18 protein-coding genes are annotated in these 13406 nt (G+C 42.3%); 6 read left to right on the top strand and 12 right to left on the bottom strand.

Going from position 1 to position 13406, the window contains the following annotated elements:
• Positions 1-55: 55 nt before the first annotated feature.
• The 6 genes from trmD to rpsP form a co-directional block, all read right to left on the bottom strand.
• Positions 56-802 (bottom strand): tRNA (guanosine(37)-N1)-methyltransferase TrmD, encoded by a 747-nt coding sequence (trmD, locus tag IGJ05_RS13785; protein ID WP_115232613.1) that lies wholly within the window; start codon positions 800-802, stop codon positions 56-58.
• The gene (rimM, locus tag IGJ05_RS13780; RefSeq protein ID WP_010749728.1) at positions 792-1316 is read right to left on the bottom strand and encodes a ribosome maturation factor RimM; all 525 of its coding nucleotides are present in this window, start codon (positions 1314-1316) and stop codon (positions 792-794) included. Before rimM ends, trmD begins: the two co-directional genes overlap by 11 nt.
• A 155-nt stretch (positions 1317-1471) precedes the next feature.
• Positions 1472-2296 (bottom strand): hypothetical protein, encoded by an 825-nt coding sequence (locus tag IGJ05_RS13775; RefSeq protein WP_438725291.1) that lies wholly within the window; start codon positions 2294-2296, stop codon positions 1472-1474.
• An 86-nt stretch (positions 2297-2382) separates the two neighbouring features.
• A complete protein-coding gene (locus tag IGJ05_RS13770) occupies positions 2383-2640 on the bottom strand; it encodes a hypothetical protein (RefSeq protein ID WP_074933521.1) in 258 nt (85 codons plus the stop codon).
• 113 nt (positions 2641-2753) lie between these two features.
• Complete coding sequence (locus IGJ05_RS13765; protein WP_005228918.1) at positions 2754-2999, bottom strand: KH domain-containing protein; 246 nt, start codon at positions 2997-2999, stop codon at positions 2754-2756.
• Positions 3000-3010: 11 nt separating this feature from the next.
• Positions 3011-3286 (bottom strand): 30S ribosomal protein S16, encoded by a 276-nt coding sequence (gene rpsP, locus IGJ05_RS13760; protein WP_005228917.1) that lies wholly within the window; start codon positions 3284-3286, stop codon positions 3011-3013.
• 254 nt (positions 3287-3540) lie between these two features.
• On the opposite strand from rpsP, the gene IGJ05_RS13755 reads away from it, so the two are divergent.
• The gene (locus IGJ05_RS13755; RefSeq protein ID WP_005228916.1) at positions 3541-4092 is read left to right on the top strand and encodes an NADPH-dependent FMN reductase; all 552 of its coding nucleotides are present in this window, start codon (positions 3541-3543) and stop codon (positions 4090-4092) included.
• Positions 4093-4176: 84 nt separating this feature from the next.
• On the opposite strand, the gene IGJ05_RS13750 is transcribed toward IGJ05_RS13755, so the two are convergent.
• Positions 4177-4710, bottom strand: a complete 534-nt coding sequence (locus tag IGJ05_RS13750; RefSeq protein WP_438725290.1) for a dihydrofolate reductase family protein — start codon at positions 4708-4710, stop codon at positions 4177-4179.
• Positions 4711-4723: 13 nt separating this feature from the next.
• Positions 4724-5293 (bottom strand): DNA-3-methyladenine glycosylase I, encoded by a 570-nt coding sequence (locus tag IGJ05_RS13745; RefSeq protein WP_413159452.1) that lies wholly within the window; start codon positions 5291-5293, stop codon positions 4724-4726.
• A 100-nt stretch (positions 5294-5393) separates the two neighbouring features.
• On the opposite strand from IGJ05_RS13745, the gene IGJ05_RS13740 reads away from it, so the two are divergent.
• Genes IGJ05_RS13740 through IGJ05_RS13730 form a run of 3 tightly spaced genes read left to right on the top strand, consistent with a single transcriptional unit; the run spans position 5394 to position 7831 of the window.
• Positions 5394-5780, top strand: coding sequence for a GntR family transcriptional regulator (locus IGJ05_RS13740; protein WP_005228910.1), 387 nt, complete (start codon positions 5394-5396; stop codon positions 5778-5780).
• On the top strand, positions 5777-6658 hold the full coding sequence (locus tag IGJ05_RS13735; protein ID WP_015510136.1) for an ATP-binding cassette domain-containing protein: 882 nt from the start codon (positions 5777-5779) through the stop codon (positions 6656-6658). Before IGJ05_RS13740 ends, IGJ05_RS13735 begins: the two co-directional genes overlap by 4 nt.
• 12 nt (positions 6659-6670) lie before the next feature.
• Entirely contained in the window at positions 6671-7831 is a 1161-nt protein-coding gene (locus IGJ05_RS13730) for an ABC transporter permease (protein ID WP_284591025.1), read from the top strand.
• Positions 7832-7877: 46 nt separating this feature from the next.
• Here IGJ05_RS13730 and IGJ05_RS13725 read toward each other — a convergent pair whose 3' ends face one another.
• The 4 genes from IGJ05_RS13725 to IGJ05_RS13710 all read right to left on the bottom strand — a co-directional run bounded on the left by IGJ05_RS13725 (position 7878) and on the right by IGJ05_RS13710 (position 10719).
• On the bottom strand, positions 7878-8078 hold the full coding sequence (locus IGJ05_RS13725) for a CsbD family protein (protein ID WP_005228904.1): 201 nt from the start codon (positions 8076-8078) through the stop codon (positions 7878-7880).
• A 406-nt stretch (positions 8079-8484) separates the two neighbouring features.
• A complete protein-coding gene (gene ffh, locus IGJ05_RS13720) occupies positions 8485-9903 on the bottom strand; it encodes a signal recognition particle protein (RefSeq protein WP_005228902.1) in 1419 nt (472 codons plus the stop codon).
• A 14-nt stretch (positions 9904-9917) separates the two neighbouring features.
• A complete protein-coding gene (locus tag IGJ05_RS13715) occupies positions 9918-10256 on the bottom strand; it encodes a putative DNA-binding protein (RefSeq protein ID WP_438725289.1) in 339 nt (112 codons plus the stop codon).
• The gene (locus IGJ05_RS13710; protein WP_016608717.1) at positions 10246-10719 is read right to left on the bottom strand and encodes a DUF523 domain-containing protein; all 474 of its coding nucleotides are present in this window, start codon (positions 10717-10719) and stop codon (positions 10246-10248) included. The genes IGJ05_RS13715 and IGJ05_RS13710 overlap by 11 nt, the downstream gene beginning before the upstream one ends.
• Positions 10720-10869: 150 nt before the next feature.
• Between IGJ05_RS13710 and IGJ05_RS13705 the strand changes: the two genes are divergently transcribed.
• Positions 10870-11577: a response regulator transcription factor gene (locus IGJ05_RS13705; RefSeq protein ID WP_005228895.1), complete on the top strand. Its 708-nt coding sequence runs from the start codon at positions 10870-10872 to the stop codon at positions 11575-11577.
• The gene (pnpS, locus tag IGJ05_RS13700; protein ID WP_081116501.1) at positions 11574-13310 is read left to right on the top strand and encodes a two-component system histidine kinase PnpS; all 1737 of its coding nucleotides are present in this window, start codon (positions 11574-11576) and stop codon (positions 13308-13310) included. The genes IGJ05_RS13705 and pnpS overlap by 4 nt, the downstream gene beginning before the upstream one ends.
• The last annotated feature ends 96 nt before the right edge of the window (positions 13311-13406 follow it).

Genomic DNA, 13406 nt, shown 5'->3' with positions numbered 1-13406 from the left:
CTGTAAAGAGAATTTTCTTGTCATGGCACAGAATATCAAAAAAACTGGCACTATTTTACTTGCCAGTCTTCGCTTCGTCTTCAATTTCTTTTAAAAGCTTCTGCATTTCAGCGGTCAGCGGATAAGTTTCCAGCATATCTGGGCGTCGCTGATACGTTCGGCGCAATGATTCTTTTAATTGCCACTGCTCGATCAGTTTATGATTGCCATTCATCAAAACTTCCGGCACTTTCATGCCTTTGAACTCTGCCGGGCGTGTATATTGCGGATGCTCTAATAAACCAGTGGAATGAGAATCAGTTTGTGCGGAGGTTTGATTGCCCAAAACTTCTGGTAATAGCCTGACCGTCGCATCGATCATGACCATTGCCCCCAATTCTCCGCCAGTCAAGACGTAATCGCCCAGTGACACTTCATCAGTGACCAATGAACGGATTCGTTCATCATAGCCTTCATAGTGACCGCAAATAAAAACAAGGTGCTCTTCGGTAGAGAATTCTTCCGCCATCTTTTGATCAAAGGGTTTTCCCGCTGGGTCTAATAGGATTACCCGCTTTTTCGTTTCTGGTGTCGCTTCTTCGATCGCTTTGATATTGTCATAGACAGGTTGGACTTTTAATAACATTCCTGCTCCGCCACCATAAGGATAGTCATCCACTGTTTGATGTTTGTTGTCAGAATAATCACGGAAATTAGAGACATTGATTTCTAACAATCCCTTTTCCCGTGCTTTACCGATGATCGATTCTCCAAGAGGCCCTTCAAACATTCGTGGAAATAGTGTCAGCACATCAATTCTCATCGTCTAACAATCCTTCTGGGATCTCAACGATGACCTGACCATTTTCAAGATCGATGGTATGAACAACAGATTCGATATAAGGAATCAAGGCATCCTTCTTCCCTTTTCGCTGTACCACCCAAACATCATTGGCGCCTGGTGAAAGGATCTCTTTGACTTTACCAATGACTGTGCCATCTTCTTCGACGACTTCCAGACCAATAATTTCATGGTAGTAAAACTCATTTTCTGCTAGATCCACCAAATCATCCTTGGTAACTTTTAAAATGCCGTTACGAAACGGTTCAACGTCGTTGATGTTAGGATAGCCCTCAAACGTTAACAAATCAAAATTTTTATGTTTGCGATGACCTGAAACAATCAATGGTAATGGCTCTTTATTTTCACGAAAAAGTGTCAATTCAGCCCCTTTACGGTAGCGTTCTTCTGGAAAATCCGTTTGTGATATCACTCGTACTTCTCCACGGATCCCATGTGTATTGACGATTTTCCCTACGTTTAAATATTCTGTCACGTTCGTTCCCCATTTCTTCTAACTTCTGTTCTATTTTAGCATAGCAAAGTAGCGAATTCTAGCCGTTTCCTAGCGCCCCCTGTTTTCCTCAAAATCATCGCGCGAAAAACACCCCTTCGACGCTTGATCAAAGGGGCAATGTCCTAATCTGAAACTTATTGATTCATTGAAACGGCCATTTCCAAAGCTGAACGTGCATCTTGATGTTGCACCGTTCGAAGCATCTTTTCTTGTTGCCAGACCACGGTAGTTGCTGTATGGTCATTTTTTCCCATATCGATGGTGATTTGACCGACCTCAGGCGCTGGGAGCATGGCATCTTCCAGATACGCCACCACTTCTTTGGCAACCGGCACAGGATCTTGTTCTTCTTGGTTGACCGCTCGAACAGTCAACGTCCAATTCCCTTCTTGCCAACTTAAATAACTGGAGCCAGCAGCTCCTTGCATATGCCCAGTAATCCCATATCCGAGATCAACGGCTTGTCCGCCATCATCCGCTGTTACATTGACCGCTGCAGCCGCTTCATCCGCTGATTGATACTCTTTTGATTGAAAAGCAGCAAGCGGTGTTTCCTCGTTCAAAGCCTTGTCATTGAGAGACAATTGCTGATCAAGTCCATAATAAAGAATCGAGGCATCGGATTGACTGCCAGCTGTGGCAGCATTCAACACTTTACCCGAAGCAAGCGGAACGTCCTTTGGCAAGACAAGATCAGGGAATACCGCTTGTATTTGGCTATAGATGTCTGTGGTGCTACTCGTATTTGAAGAATCCTCAGAACCCCCCTGACTAGTCGATGCAGTTGATTGACTGGTTTCTGATTGACTACTTTTTTGTTTTTGGGTACTTTCCACCATAGTCGTTGCTGTTGTTTCAGCTGTACTGGCTTGACTGGTTTCTTGGTCTTTTTGATTATTACAGCCAGCCAAGGTTCCGATCGTTAGCAGCGTAACAAATAATCCTAGTTCTTTTTTCATGATGTTCCCCTCCTTATACAAAGGATACCCCTCAATAAAAAAAATGACAAACAAGTCAGATTGTCTGTCATTTTTTTGTCGATTTTTTAAAGATTAGTGACCCAATTTTGCAGTGATTGGAAGCCGTCCTTGATCCATTGCCAAACTTGATTGGCGATCGTCGATAGGTCGCCCCAACGAAAGTTTTGTGTCCATTGGTTCAGTTGGGTCATGATTTCCTCACGATAGACCCAAATCAAAAAAAGTAGTAGCAAGACCCCTAGCGTTCGCCAAAGAAAAGAACCAATTTTATAAATAAAGACGAGAATCAAAAGAACGACGATCCATGCGATTAGTTGAGACATACAAGCACCTCCTCATTTTTGATTATCTCAAAACCATCCTTTTTTGTCCTCCATCTTAAGCATGAATTTTACAAAAAAAGCATTTCTCAAAGAGAAATGCTTTACACTCTTGCTTATTTACCATCAATGATATTCAAACGAACTTTTTTCGGTCCATTTGTCCGTACACTGTAAACGATCGTTCGAATTGCTTTGGCAACCCGACCTTGTTTACCGATGATACGACCAATATCTTCTGGTGCCACAGTAAGATTATATTCCAAGAAATCATCTGACTCTACCAGCTCAAGCTTGATATCCTCAGGTTTGGTAACAAGTGGTGAAACGATCGTTAAGACTAATTCTTGCAAATCTTTCATCCAAAGTCACCTTATTTCTTAGTGAATTTTGCTTCGTGGTGTTTTTTCATAACGCCTTCTTTAGAAAGGATGTTACGAACTGTATCTGAAGGTTGCGCACCTTTAGATAACCAATCAAGAACTAGATCTTCTTTGATTGTTACTTCAGCTGGGTCTAGTAAAGGATTGTAAGTACCAACTGTTTCGATGAAACGTCCGTCACGAGGAGAACGTGAATCTGCTACGACGATACGGTAAAAAGGTTTCTTTTTAGAACCCATGCGTTTTAAACGAATTTTTACTGCCATTATTTACACCTCCATTGATTTAATCACAAGAGCTAGTTTAACAGGTTTTTCTGATGGTGTAAAGAGTTTTTTCTTTACAGCTGAAAAAAGTTTTTCATTCCTGTTTTTTCGGCATGGTTATCTTTTGCCAGAATGAATCTGGACGCGTATCATGAATACTAGAGAAACCTTTTTAAGGTCAAATCGTTTTATTTGCACCATCCACTTACTTTTGGTAAGCTAAATGAGTAGAAAACAACAAGGAGGAATTTTACATGACAAAAAAAATCGGTTTTATCGTCGGCAGCTTGCGGGAAGGTTCTTACAATAAACTCGTAGCGAAAAAATTCGCATCACTATTACCAGAAGGTTTTGAAGCATCTTTCATCGAGATCGGCAACTTGCCTTTTTACAATGAAGATTTGGAAGTTGAAGGAAAAGTTCCTGCTGAATGGACAGCATTTCGTGAAGCATTAAGCGCCGTTGATGGTGTCTTCTTCTTTACACCAGAATACAACCGCTCTGTTCCTGCAGCCTTGAAAAATGCTTTAGATGTTGGTTCTCGTCCTTACGGTGCGAGCAGTTGGGGTGGCAAACCAGCCTTAGTCGTCAGCGTTTCTCCAGGAGCGATCGCTGGATTTGGTGCGAACCATCATTTGCGTCAATCATTAGTCTTTTTGGATATGCCTACTCTGCAACAACCAGAAGCCTACATTGGCGGTATCACAAACTTGATCGATGAAAACAATGAAATCAATCCAGATACAGTAAGCTTCTTCGAAACGATCCTTGCAAAATATATTGAATTCTTTCAACGATTCAACTAATGAAGATTCCATACAAAAAGACCAAGAAACTCGGCACTGAGTTTCTTGGTCTTTTTTACTGTCAAGAATAATCGTTTACGCTTTTTACTCGCTGCCTGACACAGACTTTCGGACAAAATGGAGTTCTGTCAGTTCCCCCATCTGTTTTGTTTCAACAAACGTCAAGCGTCTCGAGTAATCCCCCGGTTCAAACAGTCGCTTGCCTTCTCCTAAAAACACCGGCGCGATTTGAATAAACCATTCATCGATCAAATCAGCTTCCAGCAATGGTTTTAATAAGGAACCTCCCCCTACTACCCATACGTTTTCCTCTTGTTTTAATGCTGAAACAAATGCCACTGGATCCGTTGACACTAGCGTTGCATCTGGCAACGGTTCTTTTTGTGTACGGGAAAAAACATAATTTGTCGTTTCGGGATACAACAGTCCACCATCCATAAGTTTTTTTGCTTCTTGATAGGTCTTTCTCCCCATCACTATCGCATCGATGGTTGCAAAAAATGCTTCATAAGTCGTGGCGACACCGGTATCAGTTTGAAACAGCCAGTCCAGTTGATCCTTCAGACCTGCTAAATAGCCATCGAGGCTGATCGCACCATAGAATATCACTTTTCCCATTATGCTCGCTCCTTTATTCTTTGTTTGCTGCTGATGTTCGACAAACACAAGTGACTAAATGGTCGTTGACCATGCCGACAGCTTCCATAAAGGCGTAAATAATGGTCGTTCCGACAAATTTAAACCCTCGCTTTTTCAAATCTTTCGCTAGCTGATCAGAGATTTCCGAATGGGTCGGTACATCGGATTGCTGCTCAAATTCATTAATGATCGGCTGATGATCGACATATCGCCACAAGAATGCGGAGAAACTACCATATTCTTGCTGGATTTTTAAAACTTCTTGGGCATTGCTGATCGCCGCTTCAATCTTTCGCCGATTGCGGATGATTCCTGGATTCATCATCAGTTCTTCCACTTTTTCTTCCGTATAGTTCGCTACTTTGTTGATTTCAAACTGATCATACGCCGCATCAAAATTCGCCATTTTATTTAAAATCGTTTGCCAGCTCAACCCTGCTTGATTCATATCTAACACCAATTTTCGAAACAACTGCTGATCCTCATATTCAGGTTTCCCCCAGATTGTATCATGATACTCCTGCATCGCTGGTGTACTGTTGGCCCACTCACATCGTTCCATTGTCCTCATCAGCTCCTTTTTGTTTATTTTATCATAAAAGACTTTACTTCCACTAGTGTACTACGTATACTAGTACACATAAATGAAAGGAGCTGATTTTGTGGTTCGCATTAACAAAGCCAGCAGCAAACCTTACTATGAGCAATTGGTTTTAAGTATCAAAGAAGATATTCTGAACGGTGTTCTAACCGCTGGAGACCAAGTGCCTTCGGTTCGTGAAATGGCCAAGCACCTGTTGATGAATCCAAATACCGTCAGCAAAGCCTACAAAGTATTGGAAAATGAGCAAGTGCTTGTCACCATCAAAGGAAAAGGCACCTTTGTGAAAGTTACTGAGGATCTGCCACGCGATGAGATTCGGATCTTACAAGTGAAAGAACGTTTGAAAGAATTGGTGATCGAAGCACGCCATCTACAGATCAGCATGCGTGAGCTGAGCGATTGGATGAATGGCTTTGAACAAGAGTTAGGAGGCGATCCACAGTGAAGATCGAACATGTGACCAAGAAAATGGAACAAACAATTATCTTAGAAAACGTGAACTTCTCTTTGGAAAAAGGAGAACTCGTAGGATTGATCGGCCGCAATGGTTCTGGGAAAACCACGCTGTTTCGGACGGTCGCTGGACATTATTTACTAGATGATGGCGAGATTTCAATCGATAACCAACGCCTGGATCAGCACCCGGAATTAAAAGAACAGCTTTTTTATATCGATGAAAAAGAAAACTTTCTGGCTGCCTACTCGTTAAAAAAAATCAATCAATTTTATCGGCTTGCTTATCCGAATTTTGATCAAAATCTTTATTTAGAATTGATGCAAAGCCATGGTCTGCCGCTAACGCTTTCTTACCGGCGAATGTCAAAAGGAATGCAAGGTCTTTATAAGATGATTCTAGCGATCGCTTCAAATGCGACGTTCTTACTGTTAGACGAACCTTTTGATGGTCTTGATGTGATCGTCCGTAAAAAAGTGATCGGACTATTGCTGGAAAGCCTCAGTGAGTCGAATCGTACCGCATTGATCGCTTCTCATAATCTAAATGAATTAGAGCATATTATTGATCGTGCCTTGTTGATCAAAGGGAAAACGATTGAAGGAGACTACCGTTTGGAAACGATTCGCGAACAATCTCGCAAACTTCAACTCGTCTTTCGCAGCAAGCAGATTCCTCCCCTTATCAAGCAGCGCTCCAAGCTGATTCAAAAACAAGGTCGAGTCTTGACCGCTTTGTTTGACAATTACACAAAAGAGCTGGCGGCTGAGATCCAGCAGCTTGACCCTTTGGTTTTCGAAGAATTGCCATTGACCTTGGAAGATCTGTTTGAAGCAAATTTACGACAAGAGGCATTAGTGGAAGGATAGAGGTGGAAAACGATGTTAAGCAATATATTTAAAGAACGCTACGGCAAGCTGCTGATCGGCTTTTGTTTTGTCTTACTCTTAATGTATCTTGGTGATGGCTGGCAATCACAAAAAGCCTGGCATCAGCAAGAACGCTATTTGACATCTGAAGAATTTATCAAAGATTTCAACGAAAATCGAGAGTACTATGTCAAAAGCTACAAGGGTGAAACCCCGGTTTACTTTGATTCGGCAACAGAATACCGCGATGCGGTATTGACGATCAGCAATGAGTCCCCTGATGAGATTTATTACAATCGCCCTTATATGACCACCATGAATCAATTTGTGATTGTCTTCCTGTTTATTTGGGGCTTCTTATCCTTTTTTGTCGATGGCCGCAACAATTTCAATCGCTTTTTATTTGCCTTACCCTTTAGCAGAAAGCACGTCTTTCACAAGAAACTGCTTTTTATCGGCTTACCCTTGACCGCTTGTTTAGTGTTGGGTCTGTTAGGTCATATCCTGATCGAATACACGATGATCCCAGCTCGCTATCTCGCTGTGCCGCTTCAAGACGTGCTGCTTTCTGCCCTTAGTACCTTGGCAACGAATCTGCTAGTATTTGCTGCAGGTCTCTTGTTAGGCGTTTTGCTGGGGAATCTGTTTACTGGCGTGCTCTCGGTCTTCTTCACTATTTCGCTAGGATCAATGGGGTATAGCTTTTTCCAATGTACCCGCGAGTTTTTTAGTTTTGTGTTTCTTGGTCATGGGGATTTTCTGATTCCTTTTCAAACCTGGATCGATTGGCCGCAAGGATATGTCTACCCTTGGTGGCTGCTGCTCCTTTACCTCGGCTTGAGCGGCTTGCTGATTCTGGCTGCCGAAAAAGTGTTCTCGAAAATCTCTTTAGAAAATGACGGTGATTATATAACGATCCCTAAATTGCGCGCACCAGTTTATTGGCTGCTTTCTTTGGGAACTTGGTTCTATTTATCCATGATTTCTTATTACCCACTAGAAATTTTTTACCGTAATCTCTATGAGGGGTATGATGTCAGTCTTTGGAACATCGCCCTTCGGCTCGGTTTATTACTGGTTGCCTGCTTATTCATCAGTTTGCTGCTTGTCTATCCTAAAGCGCTGATGAATTGGTGGTACAAACGAAAAAACAAACAAATCAGTGGAATATAAAAAAGCATCCCTGCAACATGTTCTTGTTGCAGGGATGCTTTTAAGTTTAATGTCTAGGTTTGTCGTCGTCTTTTTTGTCAAAGAAGTCATTTACTTTACGAGAAACATCATCCGCAAAATCTTCAACCTTATCTTTGGCTTTCCCATATTTATTTTGGGTTTTGCCTTTTAATTCTTCGGAGTCATCTCCTGTAAGTTTCCCTTTTGTTTCGGTTACTTTTCCTTCAATGCGATCTTTGTTTGTCATCGTAAAAAACTCCTTTCATACTTGCTATAAATTAATAGTAGCACCATTTAACAGAAAGCACGAATGTTCTGCTTCTATCCTATTCTTAGAGTTGTCCGCAACGATAGTTGATCGCTATTTTTGACTCTTGGACGATTTGAGATATTCGGTAGAAAGCTGGATTTCTCTATAAAAAAAGGATGTTCTTTAGATGTTCTTTAGATGTTCTATTTGATGTTCTTTGAAGGAGTTCATTTAAAGAGGACGCTGTGAGCATAAAAAACCATGACCTGAAGAAGGCAATCTGAGGCGCTGCAGTTGCTAGAATTAGCAGGTACAGCTTCTCGATTTGGTGCCTTTTCAGATCATGTTTTTTTAATTACACGAAGATAAGGTTCAGTTCTCAGTTCCTATCAGTGTTAAACGATTATTTACGTTTTTTCTTTTTCTTCTTTTGTTTCTTGACCATGCGGTTCATGGCCATTTTTCCAAGTTTCCCTTTGACACCGCCGCCAAACATTTGATCCATGCCAGGAATGTTCATATTCCCTTTACTCATTTGCTGCATCATTTTGCGAGATTCTTTGAATTGTTTGATCATACGGTTGACTTCGACGACACTGTTTCCAGAACCAGCAGCAATACGGCGGCGACGGCTTGGATTCAACAAATCAGGATTTTCCCGTTCAGCTGGTGTCATAGAATAAACCATGGCTTTTTGTCGAGCAATTTGTTTCGGATCAACTTTGACATTTTCGATACCAGGCATTTGACTCATTCCCGGAATCATTTTTAAGAGATCTTCAATTGGGCCCATGCCCATAACTTGATCGATCTGTTCGACAAAGTCATTGAAGTCGAAGGAGTTTTCCTTCATTTTTTGAGCAAGTTCTTCTGCTTTTTTCTCGTCGTAATCTTGCTGTGCTTTTTCGATCAAAGTCAGCATATCACCCATACCGAGAATCCGACTAGACATCCGATCTGGATGGAATACTTCAAGGTCGGTCAATTTTTCACCGGTACCAGTGAACTTGATTGGAGCGCCCGTAACTTGACGAATCGACAATGCCGCCCCGCCACGAGTATCGCCATCTAGCTTGGTGATGACTACCCCTGTGATCCCCAGTTGTTGATTGAAGCTTTCCGCCACGTTGACAGCATCTTGTCCTGTCATCGCATCTACTACCAGTAAAATTTCATTTGGCTGTGCCAAGTCCTTGATTTGTTTTAGCTCTTCCATCAAGTTTTCGTCGATATGCAAACGACCCGCCGTATCGATCAAAACGTAGTCATTTTTCTTTTCCCGAGCCAAAGCCAATCCTTGGCGGACGATTTCAACTGGGCTGACATCAGTTCCCATATCAAAAACAGGTACATCCAATTGCTGCCCTAATACTTTCAACTGGTCGATCGCAGCTGGTCGGTACACGTCACCAGCGATCATTAATGGACGTGCGTTTTCGGTTTTGATCAAATGGTTGGCTAATTTCCCAGCAAAGGTGGTTTTCCCTGCCCCTTGCAAACCAGCCATCATGATGATCGTTGGGATCTTCGGTGATTTTTCGATCCCAACTGTTTCTGATCCTAATGTTTTGGTTAATTCTTCATCAACGATCTTAACGATTTGTTGCGCTGGAGATAGGCTTTCTAATACTTCTACCCCCACTGCCCGTTCACGGACATTTTTGGTAAACTCTTTTACAACTTGCAGATTGACGTCGGCTTCTAATAAAGCTAGACGAATCTCACGCATCATTTCTTTTACATCTGCTTCAGATACTTTTCCTTTTCTGCGCAGTTTGCTCATTGCCTGCTGGAGGCGTTCAGTTAAACTTTCAAATGCCATTTTTTTTCATTCCTTTATTCTTCAATTTCTTGGAGCTGTTGAATAAACCCCTGTAAGGTTTCGTCTTTTGGATAGTGGGTTTTCGTATACTCGCTTAGCTGATCCATCAAGTCTTCCCGCATGATATAATCCGAAAACATATGTAGTTTTTTTTCATAGTCTTCTAAAATACGTTCGGTGCGTTTGATGTTGTCATAGACTGCTTGACGGCTAACTTGATACTCTTCAGCGATTTCTCCTAGAGAAAAATCATCTGCGTAATACAATTCCATGTAATTCATCTGTTTTTCCGTCAATAACGTGGAATAAAACTCAAACAACGCATTCATGCGATTGGTCTTTTCAATTTCCATTTGCTTCCTCCTGTTTTGCAAGCCATTCGACATCGGACAAAACAGTCATGCCTTGTTGTCGAAAATAGGCACAAGCGACACCGACCCCTGTTTTTTTGATTCCAGAAAAATTGCCATCATAAATCGTCTGACTGCCACAAGAGGGACTTTTCTCTTTTAAGATCAGTTGGGTGATGCCTTGCTCTTGTAATTTTTGATAAGCAATTTTCGCGCCTTTAGTAAATTGTTCCGTCACGTCTTCTCCTGAAATGGTGACGACCTTCGCTCGTTGCGCCCAAACATCCACCCCATCGCCACCGACGATTTCGGCCGGTTCGCGTGGAATCGGCAAGCCGCCAAGAACTTCTGGACAGACCATCATTGCTTGACCCGCACGAACAAGTTCGATCAATTGTGGTACTGCTTGATGTTTTCCATCGTAGCGGCAAAGGGCACCGCCTAGACACGCACTGATTCCAATCATTTAGCACCCTCAGCTTTCCTATGAAATCGTCCTTTATTATAGCATTTATTTAGTGGTTGCAATAGTACCAATTGTCTATTCATGCTAAAATAGGACTTGTTCGTTGAAATTTAATCGTTTCTTGAAAAAAAGAAACGAAAGGAGTCTATCATGAAAAAAATACTCGTTGTCGATGATGAACCTTCAATCGTCACACTTTTAACCTTTAATTTAGAAAAAGAGGGCTACCAAGTCGTTTCCGCCTCAGATGGTCAAAAAGCCTTCGACTTGGCGTTGTCAAAACCTTTTGACTTTATCATCTTGGATGTCATGCTGCCGAATTTGGACGGCATCGAAATCACAAAGAAATTACGGCAAGAAAAAATCGAGACACCGATCCTCGTCTTGACCGCAAAAGATGATCCGATCGACCGGATTTTGGGTTTAGAGATCGGGGCTGACGACTACTTGACGAAACCCTTCAGCCCTCGAGAAGTATTGGCTCGAATGAAGGCCATCTTCCGTCGCTTAGAACCTCGTCAACAAGCACGAGAAGAAGATCAACCTGCAGAAATCTTGCAAATCGGCGGAATTCAAGCCGATCTGACCAATTTCCAGGTCAGTGTGGATGGGGAGAAAATCTTCCTGACCCCGAAAGAGTTCGAGCTGCTGGTTTACTTTATGAAACGTAAAGGCCGCGTGATCGATCGCGATACCTTACTCAATCGTATTTGGAATTTCGACTTTGATGGACAAAGTCGCATCGTGGATGTTCACATCAGTCATTTAAGAGAAAAATTGGAAGCTGATCCCAAGCGTCCAGAATACTTGGTGACCGTTCGAGGATTTGGGTATAAATTTCAGGAGCCGACCCAATGAAAAAACGCTATGGCTATGGTTTATGGTCAATCGGTCTATTGCTGATTTTTTTCCTGTGTTGGCAAGTTCTAAGCAGTTTTTACCGTCAGCAAGTCATCGCCCAGCAAGTGGATTTTCTGCAAGAGAAAGCCGCTGTGTTTTTGAATCTCTCAGATAACCAAACCGCAGCGCTCGAACAATTTGCCGATGCCTATGTTCAAGATAGCAATAGCCGCATCACTTTGTTAGATGATCAAGGCCAAATCATTTTCGATACTTATGATCATACACTGCATGAAAACCGCTCCGATCGTCCAGAAGTTCAAGCCGTTTTGCGCGGAAGCGCCGTTGGTCAATCGTTGCGGGAAAGCGACACCTTGCATGAAGAATTGCTTTACGTGGCGATTCCTGTCAAAGAAGATGGAAACTTAACTCAAATCTTGCGGATCGCAGAACCGACTGCTGCTTTTTTTGCGAAAAACCAAGGAATCAAGCAATCGATCTTGATTGTCTATCTTGTCTTTTGTTTCTTGATCAGCCTGCTGATTTTTCACACGCTGCGTCAGCGGAATCGTCCAATCCAAACGATTCTGCCCGTCGTAAAAAAAATGATCACCTCGCCCGATCAACAAGCAATCATTATGCAAGAAACCCCTGAACATGATGAGTTGTATCAACTGATCAATCAGCTGAGCGAACAAATGAGCCAGACCTATCGTGCCTATGCGGCATCTGAACAACAGCTGTACGGCTTGCTCAGTGAACTGATGATCGGTGTCTTTATCATTAATGAAGAAAATCAACTGCTGCTGTTGAATCCGACGATGCAAGAACAGTTGGGGATGGAAAATGCGCCAACCTTGCCGCAGCCCTTCACTGAAGTGATTCATGACACACAACTGATCCAATTGATCTATCAATTTAACGACGAGACCCCTATTTTCCATGCGGAAACCACCCTTAGCGGAGAACGTTCAAAAGTCTTGGATGTTACCTTGCGAAGCTTTCAAGAAAACCAGTTGATTGGTATTTCTTATGACTTGACGCGCATCCGACAATTAGAAAAAATGCAAAAAGATTTTGTCGGCAATGTTTCCCATGAATTAAAAACGCCGGTAACTTCCTTGATTGGGTTTACCGAAACACTGCTGGACGGCGCCAAAGAAGACCCAGAAACATTGCAGACCTTTTTAGAGATCATTCAAAAAGATGCTTATCGCTTGAAAAATCTAATACAAGATATCATCCAACTGTCTCAAGACAGTGATTCTTTCCAGTATGTCGACCAACCGATCAACTTTTCTGAGCTGCTGCAACAAGTCGTTCAAACCTATGGTCCCGCAGCTGCTAAGAAGCAATTGACCTTTCAATTTGAAGGACCCGAACCCTTCATTTTATCTACCAAAAAAGAGCTGCTGCAGCCCATCGTAAAAAATCTGGTAGAAAATGCTGTCACCTATTCAAAACCTGGTGGTGTCATCACATTATCCTATTCAGAGCAAGACGACCAGCTGTTATTTCAAGTGCAGGATCAAGGCATCGGCATCGATGAAGAAGATCAGGAACGGATTTTTGAGCGGTTTTATCGGGTGGACAAAGCCCGCGCCCGCAATTCTGGCGGCACTGGACTTGGGCTGGCTATCGTTAAAGACTATACCAAATTATTAGGCGGCAGCATCAAGGTTGACAGTTTCCCCAAAATTGGTTCTACCTTTACGGTGACTTTGCCGCTTCATGAAAAAGATGATTATTGATAAAAAACAGCCGATAACAGGTGAATAATTGTTATCGGCTGTTTTTGTAGTTGTTTTTCATTACCAAATGAAGCACCAGCCAATAGCATCTTCTTG

Source organism: Enterococcus sp. AZ167 (assembly GCF_051714025.1).
Lineage (GTDB): Bacteria > Bacillota > Bacilli > Lactobacillales > Enterococcaceae > Enterococcus_D > Enterococcus_D casseliflavus.
This window is presented reverse-complemented; position numbering and strand designations above follow the sequence as displayed.